The following is a 22,490-nucleotide window of genomic DNA, read 5'->3' on the forward strand; positions in this document are numbered from 1 at the left end:
GCCCGGGTCCGGGCGCCGGGCCGCGCCGGTCGGCGTGGCTCGGCGCTCAGGCGGCGCGCCGCATCTGGAGTTCGGTCATCGCCGGAACGGTCGGGTGTGGCACGCGGACGCCGGTGTCGACGAAGCCGAGCCGCTCGTAGGCCCGGTAGGCGCGGTCGTTGCCGACCACGACCTCCAGCATCAACTCGGGCCGTCCGCACGCCCGTGACCAGGCCGCGACCGCGTCGACGAGGTCGGCGAGCAGCCCGCTGCCCCGCCAGCCCGGGCTCACGTAGACGGCGTAGACGACGGTCAGCTCGGGCTCGGAGGGGAGCACGGTCCCGCCCGCGTGCCCGACCAGCCGCCCACCCGGGTCCGCGACGAACTGCGCGATCTGCGACCCGATCGAGGTGGACGCGATCCGGAGGGCGTACTCCGCGTGCGGCCGGGCCGCCGCGTCGGCGACGGTCTCCAGGAAGGCCAACGGCGAGTCGGCGAGCATCTCCAGTCGCAGCGCCCGCATCCGGGCCGCGTCCTCCGGCCGGACCCGGTGGATCTCCGGCCGGCTGCGGTCGACGCCGACCGGGGTGCTCGTCACATCGCATGACTACCACAACGACGGTCGACGATGGATTCCTGTCCGCCATCGGCGAAATATGCCCGATTTGTGGTCGTGCGCGGTCGTCACGCCTCGTGTAGCGTGCGATTTCGGTCACCGTTTTCAGCGTCCGTCGCCGATTGCGGAAACGGTGGTTCCGAGCGCCCGGCTGCGTCCGGGCGCTCGGGGTAGGTAACGCCGCGCAGATGGAGGAAGTGGACCGTGGCACAGGGCACCGTGAAGTGGTTCAACGCCGAGAAGGGCTACGGCTTCATCGCCGTCGACGGCGGTCAGGACGTGTTCGTCCACTTCTCCGCGATCGAGATGGACGGCTACAAGGCACTCGAAGACGGCCAGCGGGTCGAGTTCGAGATCGCCCAGGGTCAGAAGGGCCCGCAGGCGGAGCGGGTGCACGTCATCGGCTGAGCGGGATGATCGACTCGCCCTCATTGATGTCGGGGTATCGCCGACCGTGTGACACCCCGACATCAAGAAACTCGAGTCGATTACGAATCCGTCGAGCGACCGCTGGGTGGGGCTGCGCGCCGAGCGCGCGAGCAAGGAAGATCATGGGCCGTTCCAGCTGTCGCTAGGAGGGTTCATGTCCGACCTGCCGCCCCCGGCCACCCCACCCCCGGGCCAGCCCGGCCCGTACGGCTCCGATCCCGACCAGACCGGTCCGCAACCCGGTAGGCCCGGCGAGCCGATCACCCCGCCCGCCCACGGCGGCCCCGGCGCGCAGCCCGGCTGGCCCCCAGCCGGTAGGCCGGCCACACCTCCCGGTTGGGATCCGACGGGAGCCGGCACTCCGGGTGCCACCCCCGGTTGGGGTCCGACGGGCGCCGGTGCCCCGAGCGCGAGCCCCGGTTGGGATCCGGCGGGGGCGGGCGCTCCGGGTGCGACCCCCGGTTGGGATCCGAACGCGTCGGGCTGGGGACAGCCCGGCACCCCGCCGCCGGGCTGGGGCTATCCGCCGGCCGGGCATCCCGCTGCCCCGGCACCGGCCGGCTACCCGCCCGCTGCGGGTCCGTACCCCGGTCAGACCTGGTACGGCGGGCCGGCCGGCGGTTGGTACCCGCCCGGTATCGACCCGAACGACCCCCTGGTGACGCCGCCCGGCGTCGGCCTCGGCGGGTGGTGGCAGCGCTGTCTCGGCGCGGTGCGGCGTGGTTGGCGCGTACTGCTGCCACTGCTGTTGCTGACCCAGGTCCTGCCGGGGGTGGTCTTCTCGGTGATCTCGCTCGGGGTGGACCCGACCGCGAGATGGGACGTCTCGACCGCGCAGGACCCCTCGAGGCTGCCGGACACCTTCGTGGGTGACATGACAGTCCTGCTCCTGGTGAGCCTCGCCGGAAGCGTGCTGATCGGCCTGGTGCAGTGCCTGGGTTGGGCAGCCGGCACGTGGGTGATCGCCCGCCAGGCGGCCGGCGAGGCGGTCGACCTGCCCGGGGCCCTGCGCTACGGCGTGCGGCGGATGTTCGGGCTCTGGGGCTGGACGCTGCTGGCCGGTCTGACCATCGCCGTGGGCGTCTGCTTCTGCATCCTGCCGGGCATCTACGTCGCCTTCGCGCTGAGCCTGTTCGGGCCGGTCTACCTCTTCGAGCGGGTGAACCCGCTGGGTCGGGCGTGGGGGATGTTCCACAAGCAATTCGCGATGGTGCTCGGCCGGGCGGCGGTGCTGCTCGTCCTGAGCCTGGTGGTGGGTGGCCTGCAGGGGGCGGCCGTCGTGCCGTTCGGCGTCGATCCGCTCGCCTCCGCGGGTACCGCGATCGGGGTGATCGTGGTGCTGGCGATCACCGGGGTGCTGACCCTTCCGGTGCAGTTCCTGCAACTGGTGGGGCTGGTGGTGACGTACGCCGAACAGCGCGCCCTGGAAGGCCCGGTGAACAGTGCGAGGCTGGCCGCGGAACTCGGCTGACGGGAGCACTCTGCTTGCACTCGGCATGGGAGAGTGCTAAACAAGTTATTGGCACTCGCACGCCGCGAGTGCCAAAGGTCGGGGCGGTGGGGTTGCGGCCACATCGGCGGACAAGTCGCTGGTGGGGCACGTGACCGGTCGTCGCGGGCTATCCGGCCCGGCCTAGGAGACGTCGTCGTCGCCCTGAGGGCGACGTCCCAAGGTGCGTACACCAGGCGGCCCATCCGGGACACACACTCGGGTGGCCCGTGAGTGTCCAGGAGGACAACGCCGTATGGCCAAGATGATCGCGTTCGACGAAGAGGCGCGCCGCGGCCTCGAGCGGGGCATGAACCAGCTCGCCGACGCCGTGAAGGTGACCCTCGGCCCCAAGGGCCGCAACGTCGTGCTCGAGAAGAAGTGGGGTGCCCCCACCATCACCAACGATGGTGTGAGCATCGCCAAGGAGATCGAGCTCGAGGACCCGTACGAGAAGATCGGTGCCGAGCTGGTCAAGGAGGTCGCGAAGAAGACCGACGACGTCGCCGGTGACGGCACGACGACGGCGACCGTCCTGGCCCAGGCTCTGGTCCGTGAGGGCCTGCGCAACGTGGCCGCCGGTGCCAACCCGATGGCCCTGAAGCGGGGCATCGAGGCCGCCGTGGCCAGCGTCTCGGAGGAGCTGCTGAAGCTCGCCAAGGACGTGGAGACCAAGGAGCAGATCGCCTCCACCGCCTCCATCTCGGCCGCCGACACCAGCGTCGGTGAGATCATCGCCGAGTCGATGGACAAGGTCGGCAAGGAAGGCGTCATCACCGTCGAGGAGAGCAACACCTTCGGCCTGGAGCTCGAGCTCACCGAGGGTATGCGCTTCGACAAGGGCTACATCTCCGCGTACTTCATGACCGACCCGGAGCGTATGGAGGCCGTCTTCGACGACCCGTACATCCTGATCGCCAACAGCAAGATCTCGTCGGTGAAGGACCTGCTCCCGATCCTCGAGAAGGTCATGCAGGGTGGCAAGCCGCTGCTGATCATCGCCGAGGACCTGGAGGGCGAGGCCCTCGCCACCCTGGTCGTCAACAAGGTCCGGGGCACCTTCAAGTCGGTCGCCGTCAAGGCGCCGGGCTTCGGTGACCGCCGCAAGGCCATGCTGACCGACATCGCCATTCTCACCGGTGGCCAGGTCATCAGCGAGGAGGTCGGCCTCAAGCTCGACGCCGCCGGCCTCGAGATGCTGGGCCGCGCCCGCAAGGTCGTGGTGACCAAGGACGAGACCACCATCGTCGACGGCGCCGGTGACGCCGAGCAGATCCAGGGCCGGGTCAACCAGATCCGGGCCGAGATCGAGAAGAGCGACTCCGACTACGACCGGGAGAAGCTGCAGGAGCGTCTGGCCAAGCTGGCCGGCGGTGTTGCGGTGATCAAGGTCGGCGCGGCCACCGAGGTCGAGCTGAAGGAGCGCAAGCACCGCATCGAGGACGCGGTCCGCAACGCGAAGGCCGCCGTCGAGGAGGGCGTCGTCCCGGGTGGTGGCGTCGCGCTGGTGCAGGCCGGCAAGACCGCCTTCGACAAGCTGGACCTGACCGGCGACGAGGCGACCGGCGCGCAGATCGTCAAGATCGCGCTGGACGCCCCGCTGCGGCAGATCGCCGTCAACGCCGGCCTCGAGGGTGGCGTCGTCGTCGAGCGCGTCCGCAGCCTGGAGCCGGGCCACGGCCTCAACGCCGCCACCGGCGAGTACGTGGACCTGCTGGCCGCGGGCATCATCGACCCGGCCAAGGTGACCCGTTCGGCGCTGCAGAACGCGTCGTCGATCGCGGCGCTCTTCCTCACCACCGAGGCCGTCGTGGCGGACAAGCCGGAGAAGACCCCGGCCGCCCCGGCTGGCCCGGGTGGCGGGGAGATGGACTTCTGAGTCCAGAGGTTCCGTTCGGGAACGGGGTGGGTCGCGTCAGCGGCCCGCCCCGTTTCTGTTTCGCCTGATGCCCCGACTTCAAGGACCCCGAGTCGATCACGAGCGGTGCCTGGGTGATTGGCGAATGGTGTCCGGTTTACGGCCGGCGGCCCTCGATTGGACCTTCGCGCGGATCGCGCTGGCGCCCCCGGGCGGAGCCCGGTCGCTGGGCACCACCCGCCGCCCCTCCAGGCCCACAAACCGGACACATCGCGCTCATCGCCCCAAGCGCGCCGATGATCAACTCGGCTTCCTTGATGTCGGGGTGTCCCGGCCGCCTGATGCCCCGACTTCAAGGACCCCGAGTCGATCACTGGTCGCGCCTGGGTGATTGGCGAATGGTGACCGGTTTACGTTTCTCGTCAGGTTGGCAGCGGTCGTTGGTTGCGCCGCTTCTGCGCCCGGTCGTACGGGGCGCGTAGCTGGATCGGCGCGTCCACCATCTCCAGCGACTCCTCGGTCACCGGTTCCCCGGTGTCGGTCATCTCCGCCAGCTGCTCGGCGTCGCCGAAGTCCAGCCGGTCGATCGGTAGCTGCCCGGGGAGATCGCCGACCGGCGTCCAGGTGACGGGCGCGACGTCGTCGCTCTCTTCGTCCGTGGTCATGGCTGCCTCCTCTACCGAAACGGTAGGGGGCGCCGCTCGTCGATGGGGGCGAATGGCATTATCTGGGTCTATATCCCATTCGCCCTTTTATCAATTCCCGAAACGCTTGCGGTAGAGGAAGAAGACGCGCTCGATCCGGGCGCCCGCGCTGCGGGAATAGAACGGTACCGGCCCGACCCAGCCGATCTGCGCCGAGTCGTGCCCCGCCGCCCGCTGGTCGCGCAGGCAGCGGCGCAGCAGCACCCCGCCGATCCCCGAGCCCTCGGCCGCCGGGGCGGTGCCCATCGGCCCGAACCAACTCGGCCGGGACGAGCCGTACGCCGCGAAGGCGATCACGGCACCGTCGCGTTCGGCCAGATGGCAGCCGGCCCCCGGACGGCCCACCGAACCGGCCAGCTCGGCGGCCCAACTCCCACCGAAGGTGCCCTCGGCCAGCTCGGCCAGCGCCGGCAGGTCGCCCGGCCCCGCCGCGCGTACGGTCACGCCCGCACCGGCGAGGCGACGCTCCGCCGCCGCCGTGGACCGCAGCGCCGGCGAGTCGTCGTACGACAGGTCGGCCGTCATGTTCCACGCGGTCCGGTCCTGCTGGTAGCCGAGCGCCGACGCCGCGCAGACCGCCGGGGTGTACCGGACGTCGATCCCCGGCCAGGCGTAGAAGGGTGGGTTGCCGGCGAGCAGCACCTCCGCCGCGCCCAGCCCGGCGAGCCGCCGCTCCGCCTCGGCCAGCAGCGCCCGGGCGACACCCCGACGCCGGTGCTCCGGCGTCACCGCGACCAGGTCGACGTGCCCGAGCCGCTGGTCGGCCGCCGCCATCGAGCCGATCAGCGCCCCGACCAGCTCCGACCCGCGGTACGCGCCGAGGGCGAACCCGGGCCGATCGGCAACGGCCCGGAGCCAGAGGGTCGCCACGATGGCGTCCGCCTCGGCCGCGTCCTCCGGCAGGTCCAGCGCCCCCTCGCAGAGCCGTACGACAGCCGGGGCCAGGTCGGGGGTCAGCTCGACGACGGTGATCTCTGCGTCCATGGTGGCCGACCCTAGATCACCGGGTACGGGTCGGCGCAAGAGCCTCCCACCGGCGGTTCACCGGGCGGCGTGCACGGCGGCGTACGCGTCGACCAGCCCCGCGCCGGTGATGTTCGCGTCCCCACCGCAGGTGTCCGACGGGTCGCGGGAGAGGTAGGTCGGCTGAGCCGGGGTGGCCGTGTCCCGCAGCAGTTGCCGCGTCCGGGTCACATCGCCGACCAGCGCCGGGTTCGCCGACCACATCAACGCCACCACGCCGGCCACCTGCGGGGTCGCCATCGAGGTGCCGTCGAGGGTGGCGTACCCGCCGCCGGGCATCGCCGAGCGCACCCCGACCCCCGGCGCCACCACGTCTGGTTTCGCCGCACCACCTCGCGTCGGGCCCCGCGAGGAGAACTCCGCGACCCGGTCCCGGTCGTCCACCGCGCCCACCGTGAGCACGTCCGGGTACGGCGCGGGAGGATCGTCGACCGAACCGCACCACGGGCCGGTGTTGCCGGCCGCCGCGGCCACGAAGATGCCCGCGGCGTCGAGCGCGGCGGTCGCCGGCCGGAGCACGCCCGCGTCGCAGCCCTCGATCCCCGGGCAGCCCCACGAGTTGGTGAGGATGTCCGGGGCCCGCTCGGGCCGGCCGGCGGTGAACGGATCGGCCCCGGACGGGAACGGGGCCAGCATGAACTGGAGGCAGTCGAGGTAGTGGCCGGGGCTGCCCAGGTTCCGGTCCAGGTTCACGCAGCCCACCCACTGGGCGCCCGGGGCGACCCCGATGCCGTCCCGGCCGACGGCGCTGCCGATCGTGTGCGTGCCGTGCCCACCCGAGTCGGTGGGGAAGCGGGTGCCGTCCCACGGGTCGTACCAGGAGTCGTCGCCACCCCGGAAGCCCGCGGCCAGGGCCGGATGCCGACCGTCCACGCCGGAGTCCGAGCTGCCGATGACCACGCCGGCGCCGGTCACCCCCTCCGCCCAGACCCGGTCCGCGCCGAGCCGGCGGATGTTCCACTCGGGACCGGTCGGGGCGGGGTCGGTACCCCGGGTGATGCCGGCCGGCGCGGGCAGCGGGCGCAGCCGCTGGCTCACCAGCACCCGGTCCACCTCGGGCCGGCCGGAGAGCCACGCCCGCACCGCCGGCCCACCGTCGACCTCGATCGCGTTCACCAGGTAGTACGACGTCGGGCGCAGGCCCAGCCGGGTCACCTCGCGACGCAGCCCCGCCTGGGTGCGGTCGGCCGTGTCGACCAGCCGCCGGTACACCTCACGGGCCCGCGCGTCGCGTCCGGCCCGCCCCGGCGCGACGGTGGGCAGGCTCGTCAGATCGGCCTGCTCCCGCAGCACCACGAGCAGGCGTTCGCCATACAGCCCGGGTCGACCCGGACCGAGGTAGACGGCGACCAGCGCCACCAGCAGCGCCGCGGCGGTGAGGGCGGCGGTGCGCCGGCCCGGGGTGCGCGCGGCCGGGCGAGCGAGCAGCACTCCGTACCCGACCGCGAGGAGCAGCGCCACGGCGAGCCCGACGGCGGCGGTGACGGCCACCCAGAACGGCACGTCCCGGGTGGTGCCCAGCAGCAGGGTGATCTCCTCCGGATCCGCGAAGGCGAGCGGGCCGAACGCGGCGAGCCCGACCAGCCACCGGGTCGGGGCGGCGGACCCCGCGCCGGAGTTGCGCCGACGGTGAGCGGCGGCGTGCAGCGCGGCCGACGCGAAGCCGATCGGGGGGAGGGTGAGCAGGGCCGGAAGTTGCGCGCCCGACTGGCCGGCGCCGGCGGCGAGCAGCAGCAGCGTCACCCCGGCGACCAGGCCGCCGACGAGCACCAGCCGGACCGGTCGGGGCGGCTCGCCGACCGCGAAGCGGGACCAGAAGCCGGCGTCGAGAAGCGCCCCGGTCAGCGCGCCGAGCGCGGCGGCGGCGAGCGCGGCGAGCACCGTCTCCAGCGGCCCGCCGAGCGCACCCAGCCAGGCCCACGGCAGCAGCACCGCGAGTCCGGCGGCGATCGCGAGCAGCGTCACCGGCCCGGCCCGCAGCCCACCGAGCGCCCTCCGGCCCGGGGCCGGGTCATCGGCCGCACCCGCTCCGGCGGTCCGGGGGTCCTCGACGGCCGGTGGGTGGGCTGTCGGGCCCGCCGGTCCGGTGGGGACCGCACCTGCCGCGTCCGGGACGGCCACCGTCGGGCCGGGGCGGCCGTCGGTCCGCCGTCGGCGGGCGAGCCGGCCCAGGACGGCGGCGGCCAGGGCGGCGGTCGCGGCGAGCCCGCCGAGGTAGGCCTCGTGGTGCACCGGCGGGACCGCCCGCAGCAGCGTGAACACGCCGAGCACGACGACGCCGGTCAGCCAGGCGCGGCCGGTGGCGCGGATCGCGGCCGAGCGGGGCAGCAGAGCGAGCAGCAGCGCGGGCGTACCGACCAGCAGCACGGTCAGCAGGCCCGCCGCCGGCCAGAGCCAACCGGCCCGGTCCCGTCCGACGCCGAGCAGCAGCTGATCGGCGAGCCAGCCGCCGGCCTGGACCGGCACGGTCACCGCGACCGCCCAGCAGCCGACCAGGACGGCCCCGACCACCGGCCAGGGCCCGGGCGGGGAGTCGCTCGACGCGCGGGGAACGGCCCACGCCGGGGGTTGGGGCATTGAGAAACAGTACGCCGAGCCACCGTTCACACCCGGCCCGGCGACGCGCGATCCCAGACGCCCAGGGGTCGAACCGGCGCGGCCGACCCCTGCGACGTGCCCTCGGATGTTCTTGGCGGTTACCGTGGACGCGTGCGCGACCCCAACGTGTCCCGATCCGTCGCCGGCCGGCTGTCGCCCGATCGGCGCAGCAACGACCTGCGCAAACTCCGGGCGGAGCGATTCGACGTACTGGTGATCGGGGGCGGGGTGACCGGGGCGGGCGCGGCGCTCGATGCGGCCTCCCGCGGCCTGAAGGTGGCCCTGGTCGAGGCGCGCGACCTCGCCGCCGGCACCTCCAGCCGCTCCAGCAAACTCATCCACGGCGGCCTGCGCTACCTGGAGCAGCTGGAGTTCCACCTGGTGCACGAGGCGCTCACCGAGCGGGGGCTGCTCGCCACCCGGCTGGCGCCGCACCTGGTCCGGCCGGTGCCGTTCCTGGTGCCGCTCCCCGCCGGCGCGGGCGTACGCGACCTGCCGGGGCGGGTCTTCCGCCGCTCCTACTACGGCACCGGTGTGGCGGCGTACGACGCCTTCGCCGGGATCTTCGGCAGCGGCCGGGGCATGCCGCTGCACCGGCACCTCACCCGGGAGGGGGCCCGGCGGATCTTCCCGAGCCTGCGCGCCGACGCGCTCGCCGGGGCGATCCGTTACTACGACGGGCAGGTCGACGACGCCCGGTTGGTGGTCACGCTGGCCCGCACCGCGGCGAGTCTCGGCGCGACCGTGGTGAGCAGCGCCCGGGCCGTCGGCCTGATCCGGCAGGCGCGGGAGGTCACCGGCGTGCGCGTACGGGACATGGAGGCGCCGGCCGGCTCGCCGGAGGCCGAGTTCGAGGTGCGGGCCCGTACGGTCATCGCCGCCACCGGGGTGTGGAGCGACGACATGGCGCGGATGCTGAACGACGTCGGGCTCCGGCCCGGGCTGCGGGTACGCGCCTCCAAGGGGGTGCACCTGGTGGTGCCCCGCTCGGCGATCACCGGCGAGACCGGCCTGATCCTGCGTACCGCCACCAGCGTGCTCTTCGTCATCCCGTGGGGCGGTCACTGGATCATCGGCACCACGGACACGGACTGGCGGCTGGACCGCTCTCATCCGGCCGCCACCGCGAGCGACATCGACTACCTGCTCGACCAGGTCAACACCGTGCTGGAGCGGCCGCTGACCACCGCCGACATCGAGGGGGTGTACGCGGGGCTGCGCCCGCTGCTGGCCGGTGAGGCGGACTCCACCTCGAAGCTCTCCCGTGAGCACGCGGTGGTCGAGCCGATGCTCGGGCTGCTGCTGGTGGCCGGCGGCAAGTACACGACGTACCGGGTGATGGCCTCGGACGTGGTGGACCGGGCGGCGCGGCGCCTCGGCGGGGTGCGCCCGTCGCGCACCGCCGACCTGCCGCTGCTCGGCGCCGACGGATACACCGCGATGTGGCGGGACCGGGCCGACCTGGCCCGGCGGCACGGGGTGGCGGTCGGCGCGGTGGAGCACCTGCTGGAGCGGTACGGCACGCTCACCCTGGACATCCTCGCGCTGATCGACGCCGACCCGCTGCTCGGCACCCCACTGGCCGGCGCGCCGGAGTACCTGGCCGCCGAGGTCACCTACGCCGCGCGGGCCGAGGGGGCGCTGCACCTGGAGGACGTGCTGACCCGGCGTACCCGGATCTCGATCGAGACCAGCCACCGGGGTGTCGAGTCGGCGGAGCACACCGCCGAGCTGATGGGTGCGGTGTTCGGGTGGGACGCCGCGCGGCGGGCCCGTGAGGTGGAGCACTACCGGGCCCGGGTCGAGGCGGAGCGGCAGTCCCAGCTGATGCCGGACGACGTCGCGGCCGACGCGGCCCGGCTCGGCGCGCCGGACGTACGTGGCTACGCGGCCGACCGGGGCGGCGACGGCGACCCCGCGGAGCTGCCCGCCGGCTGATCGCCGAAAGCTACCGAGCTGTAGGGCTACCAGGCGCAACCGGCGGTGCGGTAGCTTCCGGCGAGTGTCCCGCCCCTCACGTCTGCTCGGTCCTCTCCTCGGTGTGCTGCTCTCCACCGCGCTGACCGGCTGCACCCTGGTCAACGCCTCCACGGACGAGCCGGCCCCCGCGCCCACCGACCCGGCGAGCGCGCTGCCGGAGCCGGGTGCTCCGACCACAGTGGGGGACGGTCAGGTCAGCCTCTTCCAGAAGCTCGGCGCGTACGGCCCGCTGCGCACCCTGCAGGTCGAGAAGAACGGCACCTGGAAGTGCCTCGACTGCGCCGGTGACGGCGTGACCTCCACCGGAGGGTTCGCCCCCGAGCAGGTGAGCCGGTTGCAGCAGCTCCTCGCCGATCCGGGGCTCGCGGCGGAGACCGACCAGGCGCGGCACTACCGGTCGACCTGCATCGACGCGCTGACCTCCAGCCTGCTCACCGCCGTCGGGTCGATCACCACCGAGGACTGCCCGGGGGTGGAGGCCCCGCCCATCGCCGGCGAGGTCCTCCTGCTGCTCACCCAGGCCACCCCGGCCGAGCTGACGGAGCAGTAGCCCCGGCGCTCAGAGCATCTTTCCGGGGTTCAGCAGCCCGGTCGGGTCCAGCGCCGCCTTGATCGCCTGGTGCACGCGTACGCCCACCGGCCCGATCTCGCGGGCCAGCCAGTCCCGCTTGAGCAGGCCCACCCCGTGCTCGCCGGTGCAGGTGCCGCCGAGCTCCAGGCCGAGCCGCATGATCTCGTCGAAGGCCCGCCGGCCGCGCTCCAGGCTGGCCGGGTCGGCCCGGTCCACCACGATGTTCGGGTGCAGGTTGCCGTCCCCGGCGTGGCCCACGACGCCGATCGGCACGTCGCACTCCGCCGCGATCCGGGACACCCCGTCGAGCAGCGCGGCGAGTGCGCCCCGGGGCACCGCCACGTCGTCGATGACGAGGCCACCGTTGCCGCCCGGGTAGGCGTCCGCGGCGAACTTCTCCATGGCCGGGTGCGCGAGCCGGCGGGCCTGGAGCAGGGCCGCCGCCTCGACCGCGTCGGTGGCGGCGAAGACCTCGTCGGCCCCGGCCGCCTCGCACACCTCCGCGAGCGCCGCCAGGTCGTCCGCCGCCCGGGTGCCGGTGTCGGCAGCGGCCAGCAGCAGGGCCTCGGCGTCGGTGCGCAGACCCATCGGCCGGTACGCCTCGATGGCCCGCAGGTGGGTCCGGTCCAGCAGCTCCAGCAGGCTCGGGCTGAGCCCGCGGGCGGCGATCTCGGCGACCGCGGCGCCCGCCGCCGCCGTGGTGGGGAAGACCGCCACCAGGGTCAGCGACTCCGCCGGGGCGGGCCGCAACGCGACCGTCACCTCGGTGACCACGCCGAGGGTGCCCTCGGAGCCGACGAAGAGCCGGGTGAGGTCGTAACCGGCCACGCCCTTGGCGGTGCGCCGGCCGGTGCGCAGCACCTCGCCGGAGGCGAGCACGACCTCCAGGCCGAGCACGTACTCGGTGGTCACGCCGTACTTCACGCAGCACATGCCGCCGGCGTTGGTGGCGACGTTGCCGCCGATGGTGGAGGACTCCCAGGAGCCGGGGTCCGGCGGGTACCAGAGCCCCTGCTTCGCCACCGCCGCGGCGAGCGCCGCGTTGACCACGCCCGGCTGCACCACCGCGATGCGGCTCACCGGGTCGATCTCCCGGATCTCGTCCATGGCGACGGTGCTGAGCACCAGCGCGCCGTCGACGGCGTTCGCCGCCCCGGCCAGCCCGGTGCGGGCGCCCTGCGGCACCACGGGTACGCCGTGCCGGGCCGCCGCCCGGACCACGGCGACCACCTCCTCGGTGCTGCGCGGCCGGACGACGACCAGCGGGGTGCCGGCGGCGCAGAGGTCGGCCTCGTCGCGTTCGTGGATCCGGAGCAGGTCCGGATCGGTCAGCACGGCGCTCTCGCCGAGGGTGGCAAGCAGTTCGTCGATGAGGGGGGATCCGGCCATGCTGGAGAGGCTAGGTGCCCGGACGCCGTTCATCAACATGATCCACTGCGTGGGGCGGGTCGGCGCGGTGCCGGACAACGCCGGCGCTGCCGGACATCGCGCTACGTTGGGGGGATGCTCTACCTGGACCAGCCCGCCTGGCCGTCCCGGGGCCGGCTCTGGTCCCACCTGATCAGCGACGTCTCGTACGCGGAGCTGCACGCGTTCGCCGAGGCGCTCGGCTCGCCCCGGCGGGGCTTCGACCGGGACCACTACGACATCCCGGCCACCCGGTTCGCGATGGCCGTCTGGCTCGGTGCGCGCGTGGTGCCGAGCCGGGAGCTGGCCCGGTTGCTGCGCGCCGCCGGGCTGCGCCGGCCGAAGCACCTGGTCCGGGCGGCGCAGACCGGTGACCTCGCTACCCCGCAGGAGCGGTGAGGACGGCCAGCTCCCGGCGTAGGTTCGCCCGGGCCGGCTGCTCCCACAGTCGGGCCAGCGGGGGCGACCGGAACAGCGCCGGCAGGTCGAGCAGTGCGCGGAGCACCTGCGCCCGGCCGACCCGGAACTCCGCCTCGGCCACGTGGGCGTACTCCCGTCGCACCGCCGCCGCGTACCGCTCGTAGGTCGGTGCGGGCGCGGCCAGCACGGCGAGATCGGCGTCGCAGAGCAGGGTGCCGTCGGCGTCCCCGGCGTCGACCAGGTGCCCGGCGGTGAGCAGGACCAGCCGGCGGACCTCGGCCACCGCGTCGGCCGGGAGCCCGAGACCGGTGAGCAGCCGGACGGCCAGCTCGGCGCTGTCCCGCTCGTTCGCGTCGCCACCGGCCCGCGGGTCGTAGACCGCGTCGTGGCACCACGCGGCCAGCCGGACCAGGTCAGGTCGTACGGCGAGCGCGGCGTGCCGGTCGATCACGTCCAGCACCGCGCGGAGATGGTCGACGGTGTGGTAGTGCCGGTGCGGCTCCCGCCACCGGCGCAACAGCTCCTCCCCGGCTTCGGTCGGCCCGGCCGGGCCGGTCGCGCCGGCGCCCCGGGTCGCCGTCGTCCACCGTTCGAGTAGTTCGGCCACGCGACGAGTCTGCCCCAGCCCCGAAGGGTCCGGAAGCGAGGATTCACCGGGCGCGCCCCGGGTAGTAGCGGGCATGACGGCGGCCCGGGAGCGTAAACGGTTCGGACGGGTGCGCCCGCGTGAGCTGGTCGCCGACACCGACAGCACGCGCATCGCCGACGCGATGGAGCAGGTCCGGCACATCAGCAAGGCGACGCTGCACGAGCGGCTGCACCGGGTCCGGATGGCCGCCGGGTTGGCCGTGCAGGCCGGGCTGGCGGCCGCGCTGGCGTACCTGGTGTCGCATCGGCTGCTCGGCAACCCGCAGCCGGTCTTCGCGCCCATCTCGGCGGTCGGCACCCTGGCGGCCTCCGTCGGCCAACGGTTCCGGCGCACGGTGGAGCTGATCATCGGAGTGGCGGTCGGGGTGGCGGTCGGGGACGGCTTGATCTACGTCCTCGGGACCGGGGCCTGGCAACTCGGAATCGTGGTCACGGCGGCCATCCTGCTGACGATCTTCGCGGGCGCGAGCGTCGCGATCGTGATCCAGGCGGCGGCCACCGCCGTGCTGATCGTGACGCTGAGCCCCTCCACGCAGAACCTGGAGATCCCCCGATTCGTCGACGCCTTCCTCGGCGGTGGGATCGCGTTGCTGGTGACCGCCATCCTGCTGCCGCTCAACCCGCTCCGGGTGCTCAACCGGGCCGCCCGGCCGGCGCTCGACCTGCTCGCCGCGCAGCTCGACGCCACCGCGGACGGCCTGCGCAGCCGGGATCGCGCGAGGGTGCAGCGGGCCCTGGACCGGCTCCGCGACAACAAGGAGCAGCTGGCCACCTTCGTGGAGGCGATCGAGGGGGCGAAGGAGACCGCGACCCTGTCACCGGCCCGGTGGCACCGCCGCAACGAGCTGACCCACTACGCGGACGCGGCCGACCCGATCGACCGGGCGATGCGCAACAGCGGCACGCTCATCCGCCGGTCGGTCACCCTGATCGAGGACGAGGAGCCGATCCCCGAGCCGATGCCGGACGCGATCAACCATCTCGCCGAGTCGGTACGCCTGCTCAGACACGAGTTCGCCGTGGGCGACGAGCCGGAGCAGGCCCGGGAGCGGTCGCTGCGCGCGGTCAGCGAGGCCGGCCGGGCGTACGAGGACGGGGTCGGCTTCTCCGGCAGCGTCGTCGTGGCGCAGGTCCGCACGGCGGCGAGCGACCTGCTGGTGGCCTCCGGGATCGATCAGGAGGAGGCGAACCGGCTGATCCGGAGCTCCTTCGGCGATCTGGACACGCCCCGGGGCGGCAGCCCCGAACCGGACGGTGGGCGGCCGAAACCGCCCACCGCGCCGCCCGTCGGCTGACCGTCCCACCGCGCCGCCCGTCGGCGCGCCGCGACCGGCCCGGTGCGGCGTGCTCCGGGGGCTTCGGCCGGTGCCTCGCCGCCGGGGGCTCAGGCGAACGTGGCGAGGGCCGCGATCAGCCGGTCGACGTGCTGTTCGGTGCTGCCCAGCCCGATGCTGGCCCGCAGCGCCGTCGGCGGCAGGTCCCGCCGTCCGGAGCGGGTGGCCGCCTCGGTGAGCAGCCGCTGGGCGAGCGGGTGCGCGCAGAACAACCCGTCGCGCACCCCGATGGAGTGCTTCCGGGCCAGCTCGGCGGCGACCTCGCTGGAGTCCCACCCCGCGACCGCGAAGGAGACGATGCCGACTCGCGGTGCGTCCGGCTCGAAGGTGCGCAGCTCCACCACGTGCGGCAGGGCCGCGATGCCCTCGCGGAGGCGGGCGAGCAGCCGCTGCTCCCGCTCGTGCAGCGCCGCACGGTCCGCGTCGCTGAGGGCGTCGCAGACGGCGGCCAGCGCCACCGCTCCCAGCAGGTTCGGGGTACCCCCCTCGTGCCGGGCCGGGCCGACCGCCCAGGTGACCTCGTGCGTGCCAGCCCCGACCCGGGCGGTGGCACCGCCGCCGGCCAGGTACGGCTGCGCCGCGTCGAGCCAGTCGGACCGGCCGATCAACGCGCCGGCCCCGAACGGGGCGTAGAGCTTGTGGCCGGAGACGGCGAGGTAGTCCACGTCCAGCGCCAGCAGGTCCACCGGCACGTGCGGGGCGAGCTGCGCTGCGTCCACGGCGATCCGGGCGCCGTGCCGCCGGGCCACCCGGGCCAGCTCGGCCACCGGCCACCGTTCGCCGGTCACGTTGCTCGCCCCGGTGAAGGCCGCCAGCACCGGCAGCCCGGGCTGCGCCGCCCGACGCAGCTCGGCGAGCGCCGCGTCCAGCGCGCGTACCGCCTCACCGGAGTCGGCGGGCACCGGCAACCGGACCGAGCCGCGCGGCCAGGGCAGCAGGTTCGCGTGGTGCTCGCCGGCGAAGGTGACCACCGTGGTGCCGGCGGGCAATGCCCGGGCCAGCAGGTTCAGCGCGTCCGTGGTGTTACGGGTGAAGATCACGTGGTCGTCGGCCCGGGCGCCGAAGAAGTCACCCACCGTCTGCCGGGCCCGCTCGTATTCGAGCGTGCAGCGGCGGGAGAGCGCGCCGGCGCCGCGGTGCACGCTCGCGTACCAGGGAAGCAGCTCGGCCACCGCGTCGGCCGCGGCCCGCGCGCACGGCGCGGTGGCCGCGTAGTCGAGGTTGATCTCACCCGGTACACCGAGCACGTCGAGCGGCTCCGCCTCGGCCGGGACGGCGGGCACGGTGGCGTTCGGGGACACGAGGGCGACGGACACGGGGGAACCTCCCGGGCCAGGGACCCCGGGGCTACGTCGGGACGGGGTCCGCGCTTGCCCGGCACGCGGATCGGGGCCGGGCCCGGTCATCACCCGGGGCACCCCACCGCGAACTCGACGAGGGTTGCCGGCCAGCAAGCCGGGGCTTGACGCTGGCGCTCGTGACCTGCGGGCAGCATAGCGGCTGCCGATGCGCCAGGACCACCCGGCCGGTGGTGGCTAGGCTGACCGCATGGCCGACACCCCGCCCGGCGGCGTACCGCCGTCGCCGACCGCGCCGTCCGCCCCGTCCGCCCCGGGTGCCGCGCCCCGGATGCCGCTGCGTCGGCTGGGTTGGCGGCGGCTGCTGGTGCTCGCGGGGCTGGTGCTGCTCATCGCGGCGTGCGCGGTCTTCATGGTCTACACCATCGGCGAGAACATCGGCGTGCAGGCGCTGCTGATCGGCGCGGCGACCGCCGTCCTGCCGGTGCCCGTGCTGGTCGGCTGTTTCCTCTGGCTCGACCGGTACGAGCCGGAGCCGCTGAAGTACCTCATCTTCTGCTTCGCCTGGGGCGCCTTCGTCGCCACGGCCGCCTCGCTGACCGTCAACGACTTCGCGGCCGGCCGGATCGCCGACGCGCACCTGCCGGCCGCCCTCACCGGTGTGCTGGTCGCCCCGTTCGTCGAGGAGCTGACCAAGGCGCTCGGGCCGATCCTGCTGCTGGTGTTCCGGCGACGGGAGTGGTCCGGCATCACCGACGGGCTGGTCTACTGCGGGCTCTCCGCGGTCGGCTTCGCCATGGTGGAGAACATCCTCTACCTGGGCGGCTACGGCTTCGCCAGCGGCGCGGAGCGGTTCGGGCCGGCGACCGGGGCGCAGCAGGTCATCGCCATCTTCATCGTCCGGATCCTGCTCTTCGGGTTCGCCCATCCGCTCTTCACCTCGATGACCGGGGTCGGGCTGGGCATCGCCGCCCGGACGGCCGACCGTCGGGTCCGGGTACTGGCGCCCGTCGCGGGTCTGCTGCTGGCCATGATGCTGCACGGCACGTGGAACCTGCTGCCGACGCTCAGCCAGGCCGCCGGCCAACCGCTGATCATGCTGTACGGCTTCATCGGCCTGATGGTGCCGATCTTCTTCGGCATGGTCGGGCTGGCCGTCTGGCTGCGCGCCTGGGAGGGGCGGCTCACCGAGCGCAGGCTGCCGGACTACGTCCGGGCGGGTTGGTTGAGCCCGCCCGAGGTGGCGGCGCTGAGCAGCCTCGGTCGTCGGCACGCGGCCCGCGCCTGGGCCCGTCGGGTGGCCGGCGACGCCGGGGTGCGGGCGATGCGCGGCTACCAGTTCGCCGCCACCCGGCTGGCCCTGCTGCGCGACGGCTCGCTACGCGGTCTGGACCGGAAGGCGGCGGATCAGGAGCGGACCGCCCGGGAGGAGCGGGAGCTGCTGGAGGCGATCACCGCGTACCGCTCGTTCTTCGTCGGTCGGGACCCGCAGGCGCCCGCCGGGGTGTGGGACGGCGACCGCTACCACCTGCGCTTCCCGGACGGCTCGGAGCGGACGGTGGCCGCGCCGGTCGAGCCGGTGGTGCCGATCCCGGTGGTGCTGGGCGGGCCCCCGCCCGCGCCCGTTCCGCCGGGCTGGCACCCGCCGCACTCCGGCCGGCCCGGACACGCCTGACCGGTCGGCGCCGGAGTGCGAGCCGGTGCCGACCGGCGGTGCGTGCGCGGGCGTCGCGCCGTGCGGCCGGCGCAGGCGGGTCAGGTCATCAGGCTGGTGAGGAAGTCCCCGAGCCCCTGGAACATGGCCACCAGACCCGCTCCGATCGCCTTGAAGATGTTCGCCGCGCCGTCCGGCCGGAAGGCCATGAAGTAGATCAGGAACGCGATGAAGCCCCAGAACAGCAGCTTCCTGATCCATTCGGGCATCGTCCCTCCCCAGGGCCGGTGATGCGGCTGGCTTCCCGGCGGGGAGCGGTGCAAACGGCGTCCGTGCCGTGCGAGCGGGGTCCGTGCGGCCGGAGCCGGTCCGGCACCGCCCGACGGGGGACCCGCTAGAGGTAGAGCCCGGTGGCGCCCTCGTCGACCCGCTCGGCGGCCACGGCGTGCACGTCCCGCTCGCGCAGCAGCACGTAGCCCCGGCCGTGCAGCTCGACCTCGGAGCGGTCGTCGGGGTCGAAGAGAACCCGGTCGCCGGAGACGATGGAGCGGACGCTCGGACCCACGCCCACGGCGGTGGCCCAGGCGAGCCGCTTGCCCACCGCGGCGGTCGCCGGGATCACGATGCCGGCGCTGGAGCGGCGCTCGCCCTCGCTCCCCTCCAACCGGACCAGCACCCGGTCGTGCAGCAGGCGAATCGGCAGGCCGGCGTCGAGATCGTTCTGGGCGGTCACGTCCTCAGACGCTACCGTGTCGCCCCCGCCACCCGAGGCGGTGGTTACCGTCACGGCGGCCAGGGCAATGTTGCGGAACAGGCCTAAGGTGACGAAGGCCGGCGTATGCTGTCCGACCTGTCGCCATGGGCGGACGGGCCGTCTTGCCAGGAGGTGCGCTTGAGCCGCTTCGAGCGGGTACGCGACCGGCTCCGTCGCGGGTACGAGTCGGTGCGGTCGTCCAGACGCCACGCGCGAACCACGTCCCACGACGTTCCCGCCGGGGCTGGGGTGGCCTCCCCGGCGTCGCCGGGACCGGTGGCGCCACCGACGGCGACGGTCGTCGACGAGGAGCTGCCGCCGCCCCCGCCGCCGAGCACCACCAGCCGGGACGACGCGGAGGTGCCGCACGCGCTGCGCATCGCCGCCGCCTGGTCGTGGCGTCTGATCGTGATCGGCCTGGTCGCCTGGGCGCTGCTGCGGATCGTCGGCACGATCCGCATCGTCATCATTCCGCTCGCCATCGCGCTGCTGCTCTCGGCGCTGCTCGCCCCCGCGGTGGGCTGGTTGCTGCGCGCGCGGTTCCCCCGGTCGCTGGCGACCGCGGTGGTGCTGGTCGGCGGCCTGGCCGCGGTGGTCGGCACGCTGACCCTGGTGGTGAACGAGTTCATCAAGGGTGTGCCGGAGCTGAGCGACAAGTCCACTCAGGGCGTCCGGCAGATCCAGGAGTGGCTGAAGACCGGCCCGCTGCACGTCTCCGACAGCCAACTCGATCGCTACATCGAGGAGGGCCAGAAGTGGGTCAGTGAGAACACCGGCCGGTTCACGGATGCGGCCACCACCATCTCGGGCACCCTGGCCGAGGTGGTCACCGGCATGCTGCTGGTGCTCTTCGCGACCTTCTTCTTCCTCCGCGACGGCAGCCGGATCTGGCGCTTCCTGGTCCGGCTGCTGCCGGTGGCAGCCCGCTGGCGGGTGGACGACGCCGGCCGGGCCGCCTGGGGGACGCTCGTCGCCTACGTACGGGCCACCGTGCTGGTCGCCTTCATCGACGCCGTCGGCATCGGCATCTTCCTGGTCATCTTCGACATCCCGTTCGCCTTCCCGCTGGCCGCGCTGGTCTTCCTGGGCGCGTTCATCCCGATCGTCGGCGCGGCGCTCTCCGGCGGGGTCGCCGTGCTGGTCGCGCTCGTCGACAGCGGTCCGGTGACCGCGCTGATCATCCTCGGCGCGGTGATCGGCGTTCAGCAGCTGGAGGGGCACGTGCTCCAGCCGCTGATCATGGGTCGTGCGGTGGCCATCCACCCGCTCGCGGTGATCATCGGCATCGCCGCCGGTGTGGTGCTGGCCGGGATCACCGGCGCGCTGGTCGCCGTACCGCTCATCGCGGTCCTGAACACCGCCGTCCGGCGGCTCGCCGCGCGTACCGTGCCGGCGACCCCACCGGACGCCGTGGTGGTCGCCTCGCACGCCCCCTGACCCGGCCCGGCGGCCCCCCGCACCACGGTGGGCGCGGGGCCGCCCGGTCAGGAGTCGGCGAGGCGGGTGAGGGCGCCCCGGACGACCTCCGGGCGGGTGGTGTACCAGAACGGCGGCAACGAGCGGCGCAGGAACGGCCCGTAACCCCGGGCGGTCTCCAAGCGGGAGTCGAGGACCGCGACGACTCCCTTGTCGCCGGTCGCCCGGATGAGCCGTCCGACGCCCTGCGCGAGGCGGATCGCGGCGATCGGCACGCTGACCGCGGCGAAGCCGGAGCCGCCGCCGGCGTCCACCGCCGCGGCCCGGGCCGCGGCGAGGGGCTCGTCGGGCCGGGGGAAGGGCAGCCGGTCGATCACCACCAGCTGGCAGGCCTCGCCGGGCACGTCCACCCCCTGCCAGAGCGACATCACCCCGAACAGGCAGCTCTCGCGCTCCTCGCGGAACCGGCGGACCAGCAGCGGCAGCGCGTCCTCGCCCTGCAGCAGCACGGGCAGGTCGGTCCGCGCGCGGACCAGCTCCGCCGCCTGCTGCGCGGCCCGCCGGGAGGAGAAGAGCCCGAGGGTACGCCCGCCGAGCGCCTGGACGAGCTCCAGCAGCTCCGCGCCGGCCGGGTCGGGCAGCCCCGAGACGCTCGGCCGGGGCAGGTGCGCGGCGACGTAGAGGATGCCCTGTCGGGCGTAGTCGAAGGGCGAGCCGACATCCAGCGACCGCCAGCCCGGCCCGCTGGTGACCTCGGCGCCCGCCGCGCGCCCCGGGCTCGCCTCGGCGCGGGTGCCGCCGTCGTTCGGGCCGGGCCGTCCGCTCCGGCCGGTTGCGGCGGCCATGGCGGCGGCCGCCGGGGAGGGCGGTGCCGCCGGCGGGGCCTCCAGCCCCAGCGCCCGGGCCACCGTGTCGAACCGGCCGCCCAGGGTCAGGGTGGCCGAGGTGGCCACCACGGTGCGGTCCTCGTAGAGGTGGGTGGCGAGGGTCCCGGCGACCGAGAGCGGGGCGACCACCAGGGCGCGGCGGCTGCCGTTGTCGGGCTTCTCGACCCAGGCGACGTCGTGTTCGGACTCCTCCAGCAGCCGCTGCGCCGTATTCGACAGCTCGTCCAGCGCGGCCCGGGCCTGCTGCTTGCGTACCGGGTCGGGGTCGTCGGACTTGACGTCCCCGATCGCGTCGAGCGCGGCTCGGGTGGCCGCGTCGAGCAGGGTGCACGCCTCGCGCAGCGGCGCCGGCAGCCCGGCCGTGAGCCGCCCGGCCGGCGCCTCGGCCAGCCCTACCGCGAGCGCGTCGCCCGCCGCGGTGAGCGCCTCCGCGGTCTCCGGTTTCAGCAGCGGGCGGGCCCGCCGGGTCGTCCGGTCGATCAACTCCGGCACCAGCTCGGCCTGGGCCGCCGAGGAGACCCGGTCGGCCAGCTCGTGCGCCTCGTCGACGACGAGCAGCTTGTGCGGTGGCACGATCTGCCGCCCGGCGAGCATGTCCACCGCGAGGAGGCTGTGGTTGGTGACGACGATGTCCGCCTCCCGGGCCCGGGCCCGGGACGCCTCGGCGAAGCACTCCGCGCCGAACGGGCAGCGGGCCGCTCCGACGCATTCGCGGGCCGGCATCGAGACCAGCCGCCAGGCCTGGTCGTCGACGCCCGGATCCAGCTCGTCCCGGTCGCCGGTCTCGGTCTCCGTCGCCCAGTCCCGCAGCCGCTGGACCTGTTTGCCCAGCCGGCCGGCCTCACCGAGCCACTTGCCGCCGGCCGGTCCGGAGGACGGTGCGTCGAAGAGGGCGTCGCCCGGCTCCTCCTCGGTCGAGTTGTCGAGCCGGGCCAGGCAGAGGTAGTGGTGTCGTCCCTTCAGCACGGCGAAGGTGGGCCGCCGGCCGAGCAGCGGCTCGACCGCGTCGGCCAGCCGGGGCAGGTCGTGGTCGACGAGTTGGGACTGGAGCGCGAGAGTGGCGGTGGAGACGACGACCGGCCCGTCGACGGTGAGCGCCGGGGTCAGGTAGGCCAGCGACTTCCCGGTGCCGGTGCCGGCCTGCACCAGCAGGTGCTCGCGGGAGGCCACGCACTCCTCGATCGCCGTGGCCATCTCTTCCTGGCCGGGGCGGGTGGCGCCACCGGGGACCGCACCCACGGCGGCGGCGAGCAGCTCCGTGCCGCTCGGCCGGGCGCCCCGACGCCGTCCCGTACGGGCCGGCGGGGTGCGGGAACCGGTGGCGGCACGGGGGAGGGTCACCGTGCGACGGTACCCGCCGCCGCCGACACCGGGCGCGCCCCTCCGCCGCGTGGCGGCATGTCAGGTTCCAGCCCGTGACGCGAG

General features: G+C 74.3%; 19 protein-coding genes and 1 riboswitch. Of the genes, 9 read left to right on the forward strand and 10 right to left on the reverse strand.

Going from position 1 to position 22,490, the window contains the following annotated elements:
• Positions 1-46: 46 nt before the first annotated feature.
• Positions 47-502 (reverse strand): GNAT family N-acetyltransferase, encoded by a 456-nt coding sequence (locus D7044_RS17670; RefSeq protein WP_120680649.1) that lies wholly within the window; start codon positions 500-502, stop codon positions 47-49.
• A 297-nt stretch (positions 503-799) separates the two neighbouring features.
• Between D7044_RS17670 and D7044_RS17675 the strand changes: the two genes are divergently transcribed.
• The 3 genes from D7044_RS17675 (at position 800) to groL (ending at position 4,392) form a co-directional block, all read left to right on the forward strand.
• A complete protein-coding gene (locus tag D7044_RS17675) occupies positions 800-1,003 on the forward strand; it encodes a cold-shock protein (RefSeq protein WP_120680312.1) in 204 nt (67 codons plus the stop codon).
• Positions 1,004-1,682: 679 nt separating this feature from the next.
• Complete coding sequence (locus D7044_RS17680; RefSeq protein WP_120689561.1) at positions 1,683-2,495, forward strand: hypothetical protein; 813 nt, start codon at positions 1,683-1,685, stop codon at positions 2,493-2,495.
• Between the two features lie 274 nt (positions 2,496-2,769).
• Complete coding sequence (groL, locus tag D7044_RS17685; RefSeq protein WP_120680316.1) at positions 2,770-4,392, forward strand: chaperonin GroEL; 1,623 nt, start codon at positions 2,770-2,772, stop codon at positions 4,390-4,392.
• Between the two features lie 401 nt (positions 4,393-4,793).
• Here groL and D7044_RS17690 read toward each other — a convergent pair whose 3' ends face one another.
• The 3 genes from D7044_RS17690 to D7044_RS17700 all read right to left on the reverse strand — a co-directional run bounded on the left by D7044_RS17690 (position 4,794) and on the right by D7044_RS17700 (position 8,675).
• Positions 4,794-5,036, reverse strand: coding sequence for a hypothetical protein (locus D7044_RS17690; RefSeq protein ID WP_120680318.1), 243 nt, complete (start codon positions 5,034-5,036; stop codon positions 4,794-4,796).
• Positions 5,037-5,126: 90 nt separating this feature from the next.
• Positions 5,127-6,059, reverse strand: coding sequence for a GNAT family N-acetyltransferase (locus tag D7044_RS17695; protein ID WP_120689562.1), 933 nt, complete (start codon positions 6,057-6,059; stop codon positions 5,127-5,129).
• A 57-nt stretch (positions 6,060-6,116) separates the two neighbouring features.
• The gene (locus D7044_RS17700) at positions 6,117-8,675 is read right to left on the reverse strand and encodes a S8 family serine peptidase (protein ID WP_120689563.1); all 2,559 of its coding nucleotides are present in this window, start codon (positions 8,673-8,675) and stop codon (positions 6,117-6,119) included.
• 147 nt (positions 8,676-8,822) lie between these two features.
• Between D7044_RS17700 and D7044_RS17705 the strand changes: the two genes are divergently transcribed.
• Together D7044_RS17705 and D7044_RS17710 are read left to right on the forward strand one after the other, a co-directional pair.
• On the forward strand, positions 8,823-10,634 hold the full coding sequence (locus tag D7044_RS17705) for a glycerol-3-phosphate dehydrogenase/oxidase (protein WP_120689647.1): 1,812 nt from the start codon (positions 8,823-8,825) through the stop codon (positions 10,632-10,634).
• A gap of 64 nt (positions 10,635-10,698) precedes the next feature.
• Positions 10,699-11,226, forward strand: a complete 528-nt coding sequence (locus D7044_RS17710) for a hypothetical protein (protein ID WP_120689564.1) — start codon at positions 10,699-10,701, stop codon at positions 11,224-11,226.
• A gap of 9 nt (positions 11,227-11,235) precedes the next feature.
• On the opposite strand, the gene D7044_RS17715 is transcribed toward D7044_RS17710, so the two are convergent.
• The gene (locus D7044_RS17715) at positions 11,236-12,636 is read right to left on the reverse strand and encodes an FAD-binding oxidoreductase (RefSeq protein ID WP_120689565.1); all 1,401 of its coding nucleotides are present in this window, start codon (positions 12,634-12,636) and stop codon (positions 11,236-11,238) included.
• Positions 12,637-12,750: 114 nt separating this feature from the next.
• Between D7044_RS17715 and D7044_RS17720 the strand changes: the two genes are divergently transcribed.
• Positions 12,751-13,053, forward strand: coding sequence for a DUF4031 domain-containing protein (locus D7044_RS17720; RefSeq protein WP_199716663.1), 303 nt, complete (start codon positions 12,751-12,753; stop codon positions 13,051-13,053).
• Here D7044_RS17720 and D7044_RS32675 read toward each other — a convergent pair.
• Positions 13,034-13,681: an HD domain-containing protein gene (locus tag D7044_RS32675; protein ID WP_199716664.1), complete on the reverse strand. Its 648-nt coding sequence runs from the start codon at positions 13,679-13,681 to the stop codon at positions 13,034-13,036. The two genes, D7044_RS17720 and D7044_RS32675, sit on opposite strands and share 20 nt — an antisense overlap.
• Before the next feature lie 163 nt (positions 13,682-13,844).
• Between D7044_RS32675 and D7044_RS17730 the strand changes: the two genes are divergently transcribed.
• Positions 13,845-15,017 carry an FUSC family protein gene (locus tag D7044_RS17730; protein WP_411710990.1) on the forward strand — a complete coding sequence of 391 codons (1,173 nt, stop codon included), beginning with the start codon at positions 13,845-13,847 and terminating at the stop codon, positions 15,015-15,017.
• A gap of 89 nt (positions 15,018-15,106) precedes the next feature.
• On the opposite strand, the gene D7044_RS17735 is transcribed toward D7044_RS17730, so the two are convergent.
• Entirely contained in the window at positions 15,107-16,372 is a 1,266-nt protein-coding gene (locus tag D7044_RS17735) for an aminotransferase class V-fold PLP-dependent enzyme (protein ID WP_411710987.1), read from the reverse strand.
• 45 nt (positions 16,373-16,417) lie between these two features.
• A riboswitch (SAM riboswitch) is annotated at positions 16,418-16,539 on the reverse strand.
• A gap of 65 nt (positions 16,540-16,604) precedes the next feature.
• On the opposite strand from D7044_RS17735, the gene D7044_RS17740 reads away from it, so the two are divergent.
• Positions 16,605-18,029: a PrsW family intramembrane metalloprotease gene (locus tag D7044_RS17740; RefSeq protein ID WP_233565021.1), complete on the forward strand. Its 1,425-nt coding sequence runs from the start codon at positions 16,605-16,607 to the stop codon at positions 18,027-18,029.
• Positions 18,030-18,109: 80 nt separating this feature from the next.
• Here the strand turns inward: D7044_RS17740 and D7044_RS32680 are convergent, their stop codons facing one another.
• Entirely contained in the window at positions 18,110-18,277 is a 168-nt protein-coding gene (locus D7044_RS32680) for a hypothetical protein (RefSeq protein ID WP_165947321.1), read from the reverse strand.
• A 125-nt stretch (positions 18,278-18,402) separates the two neighbouring features.
• Positions 18,403-18,741, reverse strand: coding sequence for a GroES family chaperonin (locus D7044_RS17745; RefSeq protein ID WP_120680333.1), 339 nt, complete (start codon positions 18,739-18,741; stop codon positions 18,403-18,405).
• Between the two features lie 105 nt (positions 18,742-18,846).
• Between D7044_RS17745 and D7044_RS17750 the strand changes: the two genes are divergently transcribed.
• A complete protein-coding gene (locus tag D7044_RS17750; RefSeq protein WP_120680335.1) occupies positions 18,847-20,199 on the forward strand; it encodes an AI-2E family transporter in 1,353 nt (450 codons plus the stop codon).
• Positions 20,200-20,246: 47 nt separating this feature from the next.
• Here the strand turns inward: D7044_RS17750 and D7044_RS17755 are convergent, their stop codons facing one another.
• Positions 20,247-22,406, reverse strand: a complete 2,160-nt coding sequence (locus D7044_RS17755; RefSeq protein ID WP_120689566.1) for an ATP-dependent DNA helicase — start codon at positions 22,404-22,406, stop codon at positions 20,247-20,249.
• Between the last annotated feature and the right edge of the window lie 84 nt (positions 22,407-22,490).

The organism is Micromonospora musae (assembly GCF_003626635.1).
GTDB classification, from domain to species: Bacteria; Actinomycetota; Actinomycetes; order Mycobacteriales; family Micromonosporaceae; genus Micromonospora; species Micromonospora musae.